The sequence below is a fragment of the Gammaproteobacteria bacterium genome, assembly GCA_041395725.1.
GTDB lineage: Bacteria > Pseudomonadota > Gammaproteobacteria > Pseudomonadales > Pseudohongiellaceae > NORP240.
Genome location: JAWKZW010000001.1, coordinates 1,236,149 through 1,252,702 on the forward strand (window position 1 = coordinate 1,236,149; position 16,554 = coordinate 1,252,702).

At 56.1% G+C, this 16,554-nt stretch carries 11 protein-coding genes and 1 pseudogene; 10 read left to right on the forward strand and 2 right to left on the reverse strand.

The features are described from left to right. Positions 1 to 32: 32 nt before the first annotated feature. Positions 33 to 641, reverse strand: coding sequence for a DUF6445 family protein (locus R3F50_05510; GenBank protein MEZ5489758.1), 609 nt, complete (start codon positions 639 to 641; stop codon positions 33 to 35). 412 nt (positions 642 to 1,053) lie between these two features. Between R3F50_05510 and amrB the strand changes: the two genes are divergently transcribed. The 6 genes from amrB (at position 1,054) to R3F50_05540 (ending at position 11,262) form a co-directional block, all read left to right on the forward strand. Then, positions 1,054 to 1,431: an AmmeMemoRadiSam system protein B gene (gene amrB / locus R3F50_05515; protein MEZ5489759.1), complete on the forward strand. Its 378-nt coding sequence runs from the start codon at positions 1,054 to 1,056 to the stop codon at positions 1,429 to 1,431. 31 nt (positions 1,432 to 1,462) lie between these two features. Further along, positions 1,463 to 1,843, forward strand: coding sequence for an AMMECR1 domain-containing protein (locus R3F50_05520; GenBank protein MEZ5489760.1), 381 nt, complete (start codon positions 1,463 to 1,465; stop codon positions 1,841 to 1,843). A 585-nt stretch (positions 1,844 to 2,428) separates the two neighbouring features. Further along, the gene (locus tag R3F50_05525) at positions 2,429 to 5,533 is read left to right on the forward strand and encodes a TonB-dependent receptor (protein ID MEZ5489761.1); all 3,105 of its coding nucleotides are present in this window, start codon (positions 2,429 to 2,431) and stop codon (positions 5,531 to 5,533) included. Positions 5,534 to 6,194: 661 nt separating this feature from the next. Beyond that, entirely contained in the window at positions 6,195 to 7,085 is an 891-nt protein-coding gene (locus R3F50_05530) for a hypothetical protein (protein ID MEZ5489762.1), read from the forward strand. Positions 7,086 to 7,153: 68 nt separating this feature from the next. Continuing rightward, complete coding sequence (locus R3F50_05535; GenBank protein ID MEZ5489763.1) at positions 7,154 to 8,524, forward strand: hypothetical protein; 1,371 nt, start codon at positions 7,154 to 7,156, stop codon at positions 8,522 to 8,524. Between the two features lie 485 nt (positions 8,525 to 9,009). Next, the gene (locus R3F50_05540) at positions 9,010 to 11,262 is read left to right on the forward strand and encodes a carbohydrate binding family 9 domain-containing protein (protein ID MEZ5489764.1); all 2,253 of its coding nucleotides are present in this window, start codon (positions 9,010 to 9,012) and stop codon (positions 11,260 to 11,262) included. Between the two features lie 59 nt (positions 11,263 to 11,321). Here R3F50_05540 and R3F50_05545 read toward each other — a convergent pair whose 3' ends face one another. Next, positions 11,322 to 12,698 carry a sigma 54-interacting transcriptional regulator gene (locus tag R3F50_05545; protein MEZ5489765.1) on the reverse strand — a complete coding sequence of 459 codons (1,377 nt, stop codon included), beginning with the start codon at positions 12,696 to 12,698 and terminating at the stop codon, positions 11,322 to 11,324. A gap of 349 nt (positions 12,699 to 13,047) precedes the next feature. Here R3F50_05545 and R3F50_05550 point away from each other — a divergent pair, with 349 nt between their 5' ends. From R3F50_05550 to R3F50_05565, 4 genes and pseudogenes are all read left to right on the forward strand, one after another. Further along, the gene (locus R3F50_05550; protein ID MEZ5489766.1) at positions 13,048 to 13,947 is read left to right on the forward strand and encodes an MBL fold metallo-hydrolase; all 900 of its coding nucleotides are present in this window, start codon (positions 13,048 to 13,050) and stop codon (positions 13,945 to 13,947) included. A gap of 8 nt (positions 13,948 to 13,955) precedes the next feature. After that, a pseudogene (locus tag R3F50_05555) lies at positions 13,956 to 15,647 on the forward strand (TIGR01244 family sulfur transferase). Positions 15,648 to 15,719: 72 nt separating this feature from the next. Continuing rightward, positions 15,720 to 15,890, forward strand: a complete 171-nt coding sequence (locus tag R3F50_05560) for a hypothetical protein (GenBank protein ID MEZ5489767.1) — start codon at positions 15,720 to 15,722, stop codon at positions 15,888 to 15,890. Between the two features lie 20 nt (positions 15,891 to 15,910). Beyond that, the gene (locus R3F50_05565; protein MEZ5489768.1) at positions 15,911 to 16,525 is read left to right on the forward strand and encodes a Yip1 family protein; all 615 of its coding nucleotides are present in this window, start codon (positions 15,911 to 15,913) and stop codon (positions 16,523 to 16,525) included. Positions 16,526 to 16,554: the final 29 nt, after the last annotated feature.

Sequence of the window (16,554 nt, forward strand, 5' to 3'; positions counted from 1 at the left end):
CACTAATCCGCTATTTGCCAGGGGCCCTCTACTTAATTACCCAGAAATATTGTCTGGACAATTCTGGAAGTCTCCAGTGTATCCCCGAAAGCTGGTCCCGGAGAATGAAGCAACCAGGGCCTAAATAAAACTAATCGATTGTATTTGTAGGGAATAGAAAGTGTCTTTTCCCACAAGGATTCATCAAGTCCTTCGGTCTCCAGAAATGCCCTCAAGTCTTTAAAATCCTTCCAGCCATATTTGGCAAAACCCTCCACCGTGTTTGGCGCCACTTCCAAACCAGTTCTCTTGTGTCTCCAGAAACAGGTTCCTTCTGTCTCGGGATGGTCCTTTGAAAGATAGACAACTCCTGCCCATTTAGTTTGCATGTCCACATCATAATGAATATGGAATTTGTATGTATCATTCTCTCGCGTGAATCTTAATCTTCCATTGGCGTTTGTTGAAGAGTTTACGGAAGGCTCCAGTGTCAGCTTTTGAAATACATCCCTGCTCTCTGGCCCCAAGAAATATTCTGTGGTCATTACGCCAGCATAGCCACCTGTCGGGGAGTTTTCTTCTTTCAGTCCAGCTAAAGCCACTCTAACCAATTCATCTGGGTTGCCATAAAAATCGTCTACTATTATGTATCTGTCGCGCATTCTGCTATCGCTCGCTAGGTTTCACCAAACTTCAAAGGATAAATGGGGTCAGGGTAAAAATACAGTAGTTAGAAGCCCGAAAGCGGGCTTGCTTCAAGTCGAGATCACCCTGATCTCTTGACAAGAACATGTAGTCTGGCAGGAATTTCACTTATTTTTAGTTTCTAACAGGGCTCGCGTGAACATAAATATAGGAGTAAAGACAGCGAATTCAAGGGATGACTGTGGCTGGCGCTATTAGATGTAAGATCGAGTGACGAGGTAGCACGATGGAGATCCGGTAACCAGCCGGTGCTGGTGCTTTCTATCCCGACAACCCGGTACAGCTGAAGAAAGAGCTGACTACAATACTGGATTATAGCCACGCAGCCTGATATTGATCCGGCGGCTATCAAGGCTCTCGTAGTGCCTCATGCCGGCTATAGATATTCCGGGCCAATCACGCCACGGTCCACGGGCTGTAGCGCCTCGCCGCGATCAAATCAAGTGCGTGATCCTGCTGGGACTAAGCGTACGCATTCCATTTCGTGGATTGGCTTTGCCGACGGCTTACCGGGTTCGGACGCCTCTCGGTGACATCCCACTGGACTTCTGGGCAATGCAAAACTTCAGTGACCTACCCGAGGTAGTGTGTCGGGGTGACGCCCATGCGTGGGGACAAAGCCTCGAGGTGCTATTGCCCTTCCTGCATGAGATATTGGCGGATTTTCAGCTGGCGCCCGCCGGAGTCGGCGAGGCCGACCAGGAGACAATGGCGGAAGTGCTCCAGCCCCTGTGGGGCATTAGCTAAACACTGATTGTAATCATAACGGACCTGCGTCATGAGTTGGCAAAGCAAGTGGACCGCCAGATTGATAGAAGCAAAAACAGAGACAATCGAAGGTAAAAAGGCCTGCGCGGCTATCGTTCCCCTGCATCCGCAGGGAAATTTGCGTGCTTTTATTGGCAACCTCGATGCCCATCAGCCATTTGTTAAGGAATTGGCAGAGTACGCATTCAACGCCGCTTTTCGGGATCCACAGTTTCCGCGGGTAGAGCACACCAAACTGGCCAGCATGGAGATAGAAATAGCAGTCCTGACACCCAAAGAACGCATAGCCTTGACGACCGAATTAAAACTCATCAAAGAATTGCGGCCTCACCGACATGTCCTTATTATGCAGGAGGGGCATTACTGCTGTACGTTCCTGCCAGTGTTCTAGGCGCAATTGCGGGACCCGGAACAATTTCTACAGCAACCTAAACTCAAAGCTGGCCTGCCGGGTGACTACTAGAGCCCCACACTAAAAGTGTATTGATACGAAACCATCAGCCCGAAAGAGCAGGATCCCAAAAAACAGTGATAGACGCGCCAGAGCGGCTAGCGACAACTGGACCTTTCAAAAGTTCAATGACAGGCGCCAATATTGTTTTGCCTGTTAGTGTTTTGTGCCCTAAATATATACAACTGCTATCAGCGGGACAACTTACCAAACGGACTTATAATGCCAATAAAAAGCCCATTTGGTAATTTGAAGGGGCTTGCCTACAATTTGTGTTGAAAATATATAATTTCGACCCAAAATAATATTTGATCGTTCCTTCAATTAATTATTTACTCTTGCCTTTATTTGATTAAACTCGCATCGAACTTCTGATAGTGAAGAAGCTATTGGTCTTAAGTTGAAAAAATAAAGACACTTGTCACTCGTTTATCTTCATGACCCGTGATGCCAAGGCAGACATTCCCTGCAATATGGTGTCAGCGGGCCTGAATGTAATTGAGAAACCAAAATCTGGAGAGAAATATGCAATCTAGAATTCCACACAAGCGGAGTATGCTATGTGCGGCCATTTCCATGTCCCTTCTCCCGCTGGCAGCACCTACATTTGCCCAGCAGGACGAAGTGGAAGAAGTGGTCGTAACCGGTTCCTTTATTCGTCGTTCCGAGGGTTTTACCCAGGCTTCTTCGGTAACCCAGCTGTCGGCTGAAGACCTGCAGGACCAGGGAACCCTGAACATCGGTGAGGTCGTACAGAACCTGACCTTCGTCGGTGGCGCCGCCTCCGCGATTACCAATACCATCCAGGGTACCGACTCCCGCTCCACCAGCATCGACCTGCGCGGTCTGGGTGCCAGCTCCACGCTGACTCTGATGGACGGCAAGCGTCTGGTTGACCAGAACGTTAACGCCCTGATTCCTACCATCGCTATTCAGCGCATGGACATCGTGGCTGACGGTGCGGCGGCACTGTACGGTAACGAGGCGGTGGCCGGCGTGGTCAACTTCGTACCTTATAAGTCCTATGATGGCCTGAAGATCGACACTTACGCCGAGCAGGATTCCCGCGGTGATTACGATCAGCACTCCGTGCAGATGATGTGGGGCGGTGAGATCGGAGATCTGGACGTCGTGGTGGCCGGTCAATTCAACTCCAACAGCCGCCTGGGCTGGGACGAGCGCAGCAAGCTGGCCAATTCTGGCCTGGTCTTCTCTTCCAATGCCCCGGGTAACTACTACGGTCCTAAGCGTGGTGTTGACGGGCAGTACCTCCAGCCAAACGGCACAGTTCTCAGAGATAAAAACGGTGTGGACGCCGACGGCGATGGCGTAGCCGATCCTGTGGACGAATTTGGTAATAGCATCCTTGGGCAACTGAACTCTGATGGTACACAGCGAGAAATATTATCCGAATCTAATATAGCAGATCCTGCCTGTGTTCCGGCCTCTCAACGCACTGCCTACACGCCAAATGTGGCCAACAACAAGTACGGCATGCGCCTGGGCGACAGCTGCTGGTTCGACTTTGGTGACAATCGCAGCTACCGGGAACCGACCGACACCACCCAATTGTTCCTCAATGCCACCTGGGATGTCAGCGATGCCCTGACCCTGTCACTACAAGGTTTTCGCACCCGGCTCTATGAGATGACCTATTCCTCAACCTCCAACCCGGGGGAATCCCGAATTGGTGAGTTGCCTGTAGTGCGTGGGGAAATACCCGGCAACCCGTTCTTCGCCGTGGATGCCAACGGTAACCAACTTTACGGCGTGGACGCTAACGGCGATGGTATTCCCGACCGTGGCAACCAGGACCTGAACGGCGACGGCTGGAACGACTATATTGTTGCCGGCACGACTAATAACGGCATTCCCCTGCGGGAAGACGTGCGGGCCCGCAGCCTACGTCCCATTAACAAGACCCACACAATAACCGACGGTCACTCGCCAGACGGGGACAACCTGGCAGACAGCACCGATTGGATCAGCCGCTACACCCTGCAGGCTGACTTCCAGGTGCCATTCCTGGAAGGCTGGGAAGGCTTTGCAGCCTACACCCATAACAGCCGTCGTTTCCGCTTCATGTCCAGCCAGAACTACGACATCGAGGCCATGAAGCAAGGTCTGAACTGTGACGTAGTCAACGACCGCGAAGCCTGTTACAACCCCTTCTACGTCACCGATGAAGCCAACAACAACAGCATTCACGTAATGAACGCCATTGCCGGTCGCGACAAGGAAGAGTCCATCGACGAATTGGACGTAGTCGATATCGTCATTAACGGTGAAGTTCCCCTGTTCGGTTTCGAATTGCCGGGTGGTCCTATCGGCGCTGCAATTGGCTACCAGCGTCGAGAGGACTACTCTCGCAACGTGCCCTCCCAGCAGGAATTGGCGGGTGACACCTGGATCGGCGGCACCGCGCAGGAAACTGTCACCTCGTTCGCCCGTGAAGTGGATGCTTATTTTGCCGAATTCGCGGTTCCCCTGCTGCCCAGCGTAGAACTGACCGCTGCGGTGCGCCGCGAGGAATTCAGTAGCGGTCAGTCATCCACCGACCCGAAATTCGGGTTGACCTGGGCAGCCACTGACTGGCTGACCCTGCGCGCCACTACGGGCGATGCGTTCATCGCACCAAGCCTGTCGCAACTGTTTAATCCGGTTACCTGTGGACTGTCTACGGTCACCGACCGTTTCAGTGATTTCTCGGCTTTCACCACGGCCTGTTCCGGCGGTAACCCGAATCTCACCAACGAGTCGTCCACGTCCCAGCAGCTCGGTTTTGACCTGAACTTCGACAATGTTCTGGGCGGTAGCCTCGACCTGTCGGTGACGTGGAACAACACCGAGTTCCAGAACCGTATCGTCGGCCAGGACGCCCAACAGAAGATGGAGCTGGATTTCTTCAACTTCAAACAGGCCACCGGCTTCAGCGGTAACGGCTTGACCCCAGAAACGCAGCCGACCCCAGCGCAACTTGCGGACTGGCTCGCCGATCCACGCTCGGACAAGGATATCATTCGGGACCCGCTCGACCCAACCCGAATCAACCAGGTATTAGGCCTTGGACAGGCCAATGCCGAGAGCGTGGAAGTCACGGCTTACGATATCCAGGGTACCTACCGCTTCAGTCTCGACAATATCGGGGATTTCCGTATCGGCCTGCAGGGTACCATCTGGGATGAGTTCCTGTACCAGGATGATCCGTCTCAGCCAATTGTCGACGGTGCCGGTAACTACAACGACGTCACCGGTGCGGCGCCCTCCATCCCGAAGATCCGGGTCAACCTGACCACTGGCTGGACACGCGGCAACCACTCCATCGTGGCCATTTCCCGTTATGTGGACAAGGTGGAAAACTACGACGGTCCCCGCTATACCTTCATGCGGTTCTTCGGCGGGACAGTCGACCGACGAAATCTACAGGAAATCCGTACCTGGACGCAGATGGACGCCAATTACACCTACCGTGGCTACCAGATGTTCGACGGAGAGCTGTCGTTCACCCTCGGCGCACGAAACCTGTTCGATCGTGAAGCCCAAAAGACGCCAGAGTTTGCCGGAGTCGCCGGGGCCTTACAGGATCCGATGGGCCGAGTGATCTATGCACGTGTGGTTTACGACTTCTAAAAAGGCGTAATCACCGTTTCTATTATGGAAGCGGTCAACAGAACAGAGAGGGCTCCCGTCGGAGCCCTCTTTTTTTTCATAGTATTTTGACTGGCAGGCTGTCGATAAATTATTGGTTGAAGATTTATCGCGCTTGCCACTGTTTTTTCAACAGCCTGGTGGTTTTTTTGCCGGGCATTTAGCGGGCTTTTTAGCGGATTAGTGGACTTCTCCCCGCGCCGCATAGAAATCCCCAGGAATTTCCGGCAGTTCCCTGTTCAACGGGAACACGCGCCTTTCTGAATCCTTGTATTGCGAAAACAGGCGGTAATGGCCACGCCGGGCCAATAGTGGTAGTCTCTTCAGGGGATTTGCGGGTCTTCCGCTCCCGTCGACAGCCCAGGTTCACCGCACTGAATAAATAGACAGCAGGCTGGACCGCTTAAAGCCAGGTTTTCAGCCTGCAGCATTGCCAAAGGAGAGCCCTGGTTGCTTGCATGGATCAGGCCAGCAGTGTCCATTGCAAGCATACCGGTAGACCGGAAAACTCAGAAACCCAGCTACCGTGCAACGCAACTCAGTCGACCGCTGAGTAATCTGAACCAACGGTTCACGTGGTTGAAACCATTCCCGTATAACCCTGGCAGTTTAAGCAATAACCCGACAAGACAAAGGAGATCCAATGCGAAGATCTGGCTCTATAACAGGCAGGCTGGTGGCGGGGTTTGCCGGCCTGGTAATCACCAACCTCTCACTGGCCCAGGGTACGCCCCTGCCGGTAGAGTTGTTACCCCTCGGCAAGGACATCGGTATCAGCTCCGGGCAGACGGTGACACCAGCCTACGAAGGCTGGTACGAATTGCCTGACGGCAATATCGCCCTGTCGTTCGGGTATTACAACCGCAACACCGCCCAGGTGCTGGAAATCCCCGTGGGACCGGCCAACCGGATCATCGGCGCGGCCGACGGCTCTCCGGACCAGGGCCAGCCCACCCGCTTTGAAACAGAGAGGCACTGGGGCGTATTTACTGTCGTGGTTCCCGCCGGCCACCAGGAGCAGGTGGTCTGGCACCTGGAAAATCAGGGCAAAACCTTTCACATTCCCGCCAACGTGAATGATGACTATGTTGTGGACGCTATTGCGGGGGATGCCAACGGCGATTTCCCGCCCCAGATCAAGTTTGAAGAGAACGGCCCGGTAGGGCAGGGTCCGGGCGGCATAACGACTGGCCCCCTGCAGGCGCGCGTAGGCGAACCGCTCACAGTGAATAGCTGGGTCGCCGACGACGGAATTGGCAGTGGCCTGATGGCCATGTTCCTGGGCGGCAGCAATGTAACCCCGCCCGTGACCTTGACCTGGTTTGAACACCGCGGGCCGGGCAAGGTGACATTCTCCCCGGCCACGGCCCGGGTCCCGGTAGAGGGTGAATGGGTCAGCACCGAAGTCACCTTCGATCAGCCCGGCGAGTACATGCTGCGGGCACGACTGACCGAATTTACCGGACCGGAAATGGCCGGCCATGCCCAGTGTTGCTGGACCAATGGCTTTGTAAAAGTTGAAGTCGCTAATTAATCAGAATTTTCTAAATCAATAGAGTGATCAAAAGTGAAGACCAACGGGTCTTCAGGAGGCAAGATCAGATGTTTGGATTCAATGTGAATGAGAAGCGAGCGGCGACCCGCCTGTCAGCTGCCGGCGTATTCGCCTGCCTCACAGCGGCGTCATTACCAGCCTGGGCCCAGGAAGCTGCAGACCAGATACAGCGGGAAGTGACCTGGGCCAGCGATGTGGCGGCCATCTTCCAGGAAAAATGCCAGGAATGTCATCGCCCCGATTCCATCGCGCCCATCTCGTTACTCACCTACGAAGAGGCCCGCCTGTTTGCACCGGTAATCCGCTACCGGGTCGCCAACCGGGTGATGCCGCCCTGGCACATCAATCCGGAAGTCGGTATCCAGGACTTTGCCAACGACCGCGGCCTGAGCGCCGAAGAACGCCAGCTGATTATCGCCTGGGCAGATCAGGGCGCACCGCTGGGAGACGCCAGCCAGGCGCCGGCGCCGCGGGAATTCAATGATGCGCTGGTGTGGCGACTGGAAGACGAGATGGGTGGCCCACCGGAATTGACCGTACTCTCCGAGCCTTACGACCTGGCCGCCCGCACCCAGGATAAGTGGTTTCGGCCCATGACTCCGACCGGGCTGACCGAAGCCAGGTGGGTGAAGGCCATCGAAATAAGACCAGTGAACTCGGAAAGTCGCAGCGTGATTCACCACTCTCTGGCGTTTCTGATCCAGAACGAAGAGGAAGCAACCGGCCTGCCGGAAGGTGTCGATCTGCAATTCGGGCCCAGCCTGTTCATGGAATGGGCAGTAGGCAAGGCCGGCCAGATCTTCCGCCCGGATTCCGGCAAGCTGATGTTGCCCGACTCGCAGATCATGTGGGAGATGCACCTGCATGCCAACGGCCAGCGGGTACCCGCCGCGCAGGTTGAACTGGGGGTGTGGTTCCACGACGAGCCGCCGACCCATCGTACCATCCTGACCATGCTGGATGCCCAGGGGCCCCATAGCCTGGATATACCGCCTGGTGAGATCGCAGTCACCCGCGGTAATTTCGTGCTGCCTGCCCCGGCGCGACTGGAGAACTTCCAGCCCCACATGCACATGCGTGGCAAGGCCATGACCATGGAAGCCATCTACCCGAACGGTAACCGCGAAGTACTCGCCTTTGTGGACAATTTTCAGTGGAACTGGCAGATCAATTACGTGTTCGAAGAGGACGCCGCGCCGCTGGTCCCCAAGGGTACGGTAATTGTTACCACTGCCTGGCATGACAACACGGCGGAAAATCCTTATAACCCGGACCCCAACCAGTGGGTTGGCTGGGGCGACCGGACCGTGGATGAAATGGCCCATAACTGGGTCGATGTCACGTACCTGGGACAGGAGGAGTTCGAGCGCATGGTGGCGGAACGCAATGCCCGTGCTAACGAATCCGGTTCTGAGTAAGATGTCTTAAAACCTCTGGAGCGGCCCGGCAGCAGACTGACTTGTCAGTTTTTACGCCGGGCCGTTGCCGGGGCCTCCCGGACCGCACTTGTCAACTGCAGGTTTCTGCATCGGGCTTCAATCGACATTAATCGTTAAGGCTTCCCTCCTCACCCGTTCAACCTTCCATCCTTCCATCCTTCCATCCTTCCATCTTTCCATCCTTTCAATTCATTCAATTCATTCAATCCTCACGCTGATTTCAATCCTGGTTCTAATGAGGGCCCCCTGTCACTCGTCTCCCTTAACCCGCTGACAACCGAAAGCGGCTTCTCCCGCGGCAGCAGGCTGGAGAACAGTTGGCAGGATGATCCCGTCAGCGGCCTGATCACGCCACTGATCCCAATTTGCAGCTCACGTGGCCGCTGAGGCTGTCTTCCCGGCCTGCATGTTGCTAGAATCCGCGGCTGCCGATTCCTGCTGTCAACCTTGAGAGATCAGCCAGCGTGAAAAAAAGACAACTTCCCAAGCGCAAGATTCCTGCTCTTGCAGCTGCCATCGCCGCGTCAACATTAAGCCTCTCACCCGCCAGCGGCCAGGAGGAATCCGTACAGGAGGTACGGGTGGAAGCAAAAAGCTTCAGAGCCGTGCGCGTTGACTCTGCACCGGTGCTGGACGGTGTGCTCGATGATGCAGTCTGGCAGCAGGCCGAGCTGATCACTGACTTTCACCAGACCCAGCCGGGCGACCATACACCGACATCCGAACGAACAGAGCTCTATGTGGTCTACACGGAGGACGCGCTGTATCTAGGCGCGCGGATGTTTGACAGCGACCCGGAGCTGATTTCCGCACCTACGATACGCCACGGCCAGGGTTTACCCTTCGACGACCGCCTGGTAATCATCCTGGACCCGTTCAACCAGGGCCGCGCCGGTTACCGTTTTGAAACCAATCTTAATGGTGTGCGACATGACTCTCTTTATGTCACACCCACCTCGTTTACCCTGGACTGGAATACTATCTGGGAAACCGCTACCAGTATCGACGGTAACAGCTGGGTGGCCGAGGTGGAAATCCCCTTCAAGTCGCTGCCTTTCGATCCTCGACTTGACACCTGGGGCTTCAACTTCGGGCGCGGCATCCGTCGCCGTAACGAGGAAATGGCCTGGGTGTCCCTGAACCGCGGTTATAACCCGACCATCATGGGGGAAATGTCCGGCATGGAAGGCATGAACCAGGGCGTGGGCCTGGACATCGTGCCCTCTTTCACGGCCATCCGCCAACGCCTTTATAATCCGGCCGATTCGGAACAGACCCTGGTCTCGTCCCTGGATGCCTTCTACCGTCTGACACCGTCATTGAATGCCGCGCTGACGGTCAACACCGACTTTTCAGCAGCCGATGTGGATAACCGCCAGGTCAACCTGACCCGTTTCAACCTGTTTTTTCCCGAGCGGCGGGACTTTTTCCTCAACGATTCCGATCTGTTTACCTTCGGCAATATCGATCGCCTTACCAGCGGTAACAACGCCGCTTCCGGGGCCAGCGGGCAGAACGGACGACCCTATTTTTCCCGCAAGCTGGGTCTGGCGGCGGACGGTTCCCCGGTTGATATAGAATACGGCGGACGCGTCAGTGGCCGGGTGGGTCGTTTCAACATCGGTACACTTGCCATCCGGCAGGATTCCTACCACAACGTAAATGCCACTGATCTGTTGATCACCCGCATGTCGGCCAATGTGCTGGCCGACTCACGGGTCGGTTTCATTTACACCGATGGCGACCCCACTTCCAACGAAGAAAATCGCGTAATGGGGGCGGATTTTCAGTACGTGAACAACCAGTTTCTGGGCGACGAAGTCCTCTCGGCGGACTTCTTTTACCAGCAGTCGGACACCCCGGGGCTCAATGGCGACGACGCCTCTTACGGTTTTGGAATACGCTTTCCACAAACGGAAGGGCTGAGAACCAGAATGGCCTACAAGGTGGTGGAAGAGAACTTCAATCCCGCCATGGGTTTCGTCAATCGCTCGGGGGTCAGTGACCTGACGGCAGACGTCGGTTACACCTACTACTTTAACAACAGCGATCTGCTGCAAACTGCCTTTGCCGGCATCGACATGCAGCGTGTCGAGTTGCTGGATGGCGGCCTGCAGTCGGAAGTGGTTGCTTTTCGTTTACTTGAACTGGAATCAACCACCCGTGACAGTATGAGTCTGGCCTATTACACGAACAGAGAAGTCGTACGGCAGCCTTTTACCATTTATCGGGAACCGGGCAAGGAAGTAGTGATTCAACCTGGCTCCTACGAATTCAACGAGCAGGAGATCAGCCTTTCAACCGCCGGGCAGCGGGAGTTTTCCGGCGGTGTCAGCCTCCGCAGCGGCGAGTTCTTCGATGGTGACCGGGTCAACGTTGGTACAGATTTCAGCTGGAACCAGTCGCGCTACTTCAGAATGACCCTGAGCTACGACTGGAACGATATCGACCTGCCCCAGGGCGAGTTCATCACTCGGCTGGCCAGCCTTAATACCCAGGTGGCCTTCTCGTCGACGCTGTACTGGATCACGCTTGCTCAGTACGACAATATTTCCGAAGAGCTGGGTATCAATACCCGACTGCAGTGGATTCCCCGCGCGGGGCAGGAAGGCTTCATCGTACTGAATTACAACATGGAAGACCGCGACCGCGACAACAGCTTTCGTACCGGGTTCAACGATATCAGCATCAAGTTCCGCTACACCTTCAGGTTCTAGGGAGCTTCTGGTTATTTACCGCAGGGCGTTGTGGTAATCAATCAGAGGCTGCCTGACAGCTACAGGTTTTCCAGCTTCCTATACAGCGAGCGGACACTGATTCCGGCAATCTCGGCGACTTTCTCCTTGTCATTGTCGAAGGCGTTGAGCAGCGCTTCCAGGTAGTTCCGCTCGTTGGTCTTCAGATCTGTCCAGGTGGACCCGGGTTTGCCGGCCGCCGAGGAATCAAGCGAAGTGGCCGTCGCCTGCAGGGACTGCCTGGCATCGTCCTCCAGGCATTCTTCCAGAACATGGCGGTCGATTATATTGGAATCGGCAAACACCAGTGCCCGGTTCAACAGGTTGCGCAGTTCACGAATATTGCCGCGGTAAGGGTGGGCACATAGAACCCGCATGGCGGAATCGGTGACGTGGTATTCCTTACCCCCGGCTATTCTTCCCAACAGAGTCTTGACCAGCAGCGGAATGTCTTCCCGACGTTCATCCAGTGACGGCAGGTAAATAGGAAAGACGTTGATGCGGTAATACAGATCGGCCCGGAAAGTGCCCTCGTCAACCATGCGCGCCAGATTCTTGTGGGTGGCACAGATAAGCCGGAAATCCGAGCTCTGCACCTCGGCACTGCCGACCCGGCGGAATGTCCCGGTCTCCAGCAGGCGCAGCAGCTTTACCTGCATCGGCAGGGGTACGTCCCCGATTTCGTCGAGAAACAGGGTGCCTCCATCCGCCAGTTCCACCAGGCCATTCTTGTTGGCCTGAGCCCCGGTAAAAGCCCCTTTCACATGGCCGAACAACTCGCTTTCAAACAGCGCCTCGGTCAGGCCGGCGCATTCCAGGGTGACCAGCGCCTTGTCCTTGCGCCGGCTGGCCATGTGAATGGCCCGGGCAGCCAGTTCCTTCCCGGTGCCGGATTCTCCCAGCAACAGGACTGAGGCGTCGGCGGGACCGACCCGGGCGACCCGCTCCAGCATGCGATTGAAAGCCGGGCTGCGACCCACGAACTCCTTTTCATCCACTGAGCCACTGGCCAGGGGCACCGGCTTCAGCAGCTCGACAAAAAAAGCCAGTCTGCCCTGCTGATCGTTGATGGGGATCATTTCCACGTCCACATGCTCCTTGCCACGCGGAGTCTGATGGATATGCAGCACCCGTTCCCGGGAACCGGACTGCTGAGCGGCCCGTAACGGGCAGTCTTCACCGGCCTGGTCACAGGGCACGTTGTAGCCGTGGGAAATCTCAAAACAGCGCGGAGTACGATCCATGTCGATCTCACCAAATGCCTTGCGGTACAGCCCGTTGGTGGCAATGATCTGGTACTCCGCGGTCACCAGGATGGCCGGACAGTCATAGCCCTCCAGCATGTGGGTGAGGCCGGAGGTGAGGCTCGAGCTGGGGGTTGAGGTAAGAGTCGGCTGGTCGGTAGTGATTAGCGTCATGGTTTTGTCATATTCAGCAAAATAACCTGCCAAAAATGACAAGAGCAGCAGGGAAAGTCAAGCGGCAAACGCCGGCAATATTTCAAAAAATCATGAAATAAGCTTAACTTACAATGCCTTACAAAAATAGCTCGGAATTGGCACAGTTGCTGCAAATAGCTACTGCAAAGTGTGTTGCTGTCAGGCAGGTTGCCGCCGCAGTCGTCAACGCAGCTGCCCGGCTCAGGTTGCAACATTGGCCGCCGGGGATCGCGTAGCTCCTGTAGTAACTTTTGCGGCAGATTTGACGGCAACTGTTACGGCAAACACAGTCAAACGGGGCTTTCCCCAAAGTAGCGGAGTCATCACTATGAGTGCAGAAATCGACCTTCAGAACCTGGCCGGCCCCCGGCCTGAAGTGCTGCCATTCCTGGATAAGCAGACCAACACGTTCTCCTATATCGTCAAGGATCCGGACTCTGAGGCCTGTGCCGTTATCGATTCGGTATTGAACTTCGACTATGCGTCGGGCACCGCCAGTCAGGAAGGCGCCGACGCCATCATTGACCACATTCGCAGCAACGGCCTGAAACTGGAATGGCTTATCGAAACCCACGCCCATGCCGATCACCTCTCTGCGGCGCCCTATATCAAGGAGGCACTGGGTGGCAGAATCGCCATCGGCGAGCATATCGACACGGTGCAGGAAACTTTTGCCGGTATATTCAATACCGGTCCGGAATTCGCCCGGGACGGATCCCAGTTTGATCACCTGTTCAAAGACAATGAGGCCTACCGGATCGGCAATCTCAACTGCCTGGCTATTGCAACGCCCGGCCACACGCCCGCCTGCATGACCCACCTGATCGGTGACGCGGCGTTTGTGGGCGATACTATCTTTATGCCCGATGCAGGTACCGCACGCGCCGATTTTCCCGGCGGCGACGCACGGGTACTCTACCGCTCGATCAAGAAGCTGTTAAGCCTGCCAAAGGACACCCGCCTGTTCATGTGCCACGATTACAGCGATGCCCGGGAATTGGAGTATGAGACCACGGTCGCTGAAGAGCTGGCGAACAATATCCACGTCAATGACGGTATCGATGAAGACACGTTCGTGAAAATGCGCGAAGATAGGGACCGGACGCTGGAAGTCCCTGATCTGATTCTGCCCTCTTTGCAGGTGAACATGCGCGCCGGACACTTTCCGGAAGCAGAGGACAATGGCAGGGTCTATCTGAAACTTCCCATCAATCTGTTCGTTTCCTGAGGCGGGCCATGAAACTTTCCCAGTTGGACAACCAGGTATCAGTATCCGACCAGATCACCGCGGCAGAGGTCGCGGAGCTGGCCCGGGAAGGAGTCGAGATCCTGGTCTGCAACAGACCCGACGGGGAAGTGGCCGATCAGCCGCCGTTCGACGCCATCGCCCACGCCTGCCAGAACCTGGACATGGAGATTCAACACATTCCTTTCTCCGGTGACGCCATCGAAGAGCATCACGTGCAGTCGTTCCTGGAATTACTGCAATCCGGCAGGAAGGTTCATGCTTACTGCCGCTCCGGCGCCCGCTCCAGCAAGCTGTGGGCCCGGGCCCGGGCCCGGCAGGGAATGGATCCCGAGGAAATAAAATATCGCGCGGGCCAGGCGGGCGTCGATGTCAGCCATCACGTCCAGCCCTGACCCAATCTCTGAGAGGAATTTGCTATGCCAGCCAACAGTAACAGCAGTGACCAGTTCGACATCGTCGTCGTCGGAGCCGGTGCCGGTGGTATTTCCGTCACCAGCAGCCTGCTTAAACGTAACAAGGGCCTGCGTATCGCCGTTATCGATCCGGCGACTGAACACTATTACCAGCCAGGCTGGACTATGGTGGGCGGAGGCGTTTTCAGAGCCCCGGAAACCCGTCGTCAGACCCGTAACCTGATGCCCGCCAAGGCGACCTGGATCAATAAAGCCGCGGTCAGTTTTGCACCCGAACAGAATGAAGTGGAACTGGATGACGGCCAGCGTATCGGTTACTCACAGCTGATCGTGACACCCGGGCTGAAGCTTAACTGGGAGGCCGTGGAAGGCCTGAAAGAGACGCTGGGCAAAAATGGCGTTACCTCCAATTACCGCTACGATCTGGCACCTTATACCTGGGAGCTGGTCAAGGGATTGAAGAAAGGCAAGGCGGTGTTTACCCAGCCACCCATGCCGATCAAGTGTGCCGGTGCGCCCCAGAAGGCCCTGTATCTGTCCGCCGACCACTGGCTGAAAGCCGGCGTACTGAATGCCATAGAGATAGATTTTTACAATGCCGGCGGCGTGCTGTTCGGGGTACCCGACTACGTGCCAGCACTGCAGTCCTACATCGACAAGTACAATGCCAGGGTGCATTTCAGCCGCAATCTGGTCAAGGTCGACGGCCCGGGCAGACGAGCCTGGTTCAAGCACGTCAGCGCCGAAGGCGAAGAGCAGATCACCGAGACGGAATTCGACATGATTCACGTCTGCCCGCCCCAGTGTGCGCCGGATTTCGTCAGCACCAGTACCCTGGCAGACAGTGCCGGCTGGCTGGATGTGGACCAGCATACCCTGCGCCACAAGAGTTACGGGAATATCTGGGGACTGGGTGATGTAATGAATACGCCCAACGCCAAAACCATGGCCGCAGTGCGCATGCAGGTGCCGGTGGTTGCCCAGAACATCACCGAGGTGATGGCCGGCAACAAACCGACCTGTGGCTATGACGGCTATGGCTCCTGCCCGCTGACCGTGGAGCGGGGCAAAATCGTACTGGCGGAATTCGGCTATGGCGGCAAGCTGCTGCCGACCTTCCCCGATTGGGTTCTGAAAGGGACCGAGCCGACCCGTGCGGCATGGATACTGAAAGCACGCATTCTGCCGGACGTTTACTGGCACGGCATGCTCAAGGGACACGAGTGGATGGTAGCGCCTAAGTCCCTGGAATCGGTCACCGGCTAGTCGTCACAACCGAGTGTGGCCGAGAGAATCAAGCCGGAGCGCAGTTGGAGCAGATTTGCGAGCTAAGGGCCAATGCCTGCGGATCGCTCCGACTCCGGCTTGTCACTGGAGCGCTATGGCAACGGGCCGGGCAACACAACACCGGTACCGGACTTGAGCTTGATCAAGAAGCTATCGCTCAGGCTGCCTATAATCGCGCTGCATGATGGCTCCCTGCCAGTCGTCATGACATGTCTTCCCTAACCCAGGAGTTTGACAGGCTGATGGATCAAACAATTTCCCGCTACGTGCTGTTCCGGACACTTTACGAGCCGAAGATCACCTTCGAGGTGCTGGCCGAAACCGAACCGTCCGCCTGGGACGTTTTCAGGCGCTATTCGATCTGGCTGCTGCTGATGCCACCGGTGTTTTCCTGGATCGGCGCCTACAATTTCGGCTGGCGCCTGGGTGCCGCCGAACCCTTGATGCTGGCTCCCTCCACACTCACCCTGATCAGCGTAGCCTACTTCTTCACGCTGTTATTCGGCTTCTACACTACCACCATGATCAGCCGCTGGATGGCAGCCACCTACGGCGCCAGTTCCAGCTTTGGCCGGCATGCGGCATTGATTACGATAGTCGGGCAGCCGCTGGCCATCGCCAGCGTCGCACACCTGTTCCCCAATGTATTCTTCAACGTGATAGTCATGATCCCGATCATGATCTGGAGCATGTACCTGCTTTATACGGGCATACCGGTCGCCCTGCAGACACCCCCGGAGCGCGGCATGTTGATGGCCTCGTCGCTGGTGGGCTGGTTGCTGGTGGCGGCGGTCAGTCTGCTGGGGATCACCATGGGACTCTGGGCCGCGGGATTCGGCCCTGCCCTGGGTGTTTAAGAAATCGACTCCGAAGTAAACAGTAACGA

What these genes read in the sequence shown, in the direction of transcription:
- R3F50_05565 (MEZ5489768.1), top strand. Translation starts at nt 15,911, where the DNA reads ATGGATCAAACAATTTCCCGCTACGTGCTGTTCCGGACACTTTACGAG.
- R3F50_05530 (MEZ5489762.1), top strand. Translation starts at nt 6,195, where the DNA reads ATGCGAAGATCTGGCTCTATAACAGGCAGGCTGGTGGCGGGGTTTGCC.
- R3F50_05550 (MEZ5489766.1), top strand. Translation starts at nt 13,048, where the DNA reads ATGAGTGCAGAAATCGACCTTCAGAACCTGGCCGGCCCCCGGCCTGAA.
- R3F50_05545 (MEZ5489765.1), bottom strand. Translation starts at nt 12,698, where the DNA reads ATGACGCTAATCACTACCGACCAGCCGACTCTTACCTCAACCCCCAGC.
- R3F50_05560 (MEZ5489767.1), top strand. Translation starts at nt 15,720, where the DNA reads ATGCCTGCGGATCGCTCCGACTCCGGCTTGTCACTGGAGCGCTATGGC.
- R3F50_05520 (MEZ5489760.1), top strand. Translation starts at nt 1,463, where the DNA reads ATGAGTTGGCAAAGCAAGTGGACCGCCAGATTGATAGAAGCAAAAACA.
- amrB (MEZ5489759.1), top strand. Translation starts at nt 1,054, where the DNA reads ATGCCGGCTATAGATATTCCGGGCCAATCACGCCACGGTCCACGGGCT.
- R3F50_05510 (MEZ5489758.1), bottom strand. Translation starts at nt 641, where the DNA reads ATGCGCGACAGATACATAATAGTAGACGATTTTTATGGCAACCCAGAT.
- R3F50_05525 (MEZ5489761.1), top strand. Translation starts at nt 2,429, where the DNA reads ATGCAATCTAGAATTCCACACAAGCGGAGTATGCTATGTGCGGCCATT.
- R3F50_05535 (MEZ5489763.1), top strand. Translation starts at nt 7,154, where the DNA reads ATGTTTGGATTCAATGTGAATGAGAAGCGAGCGGCGACCCGCCTGTCA.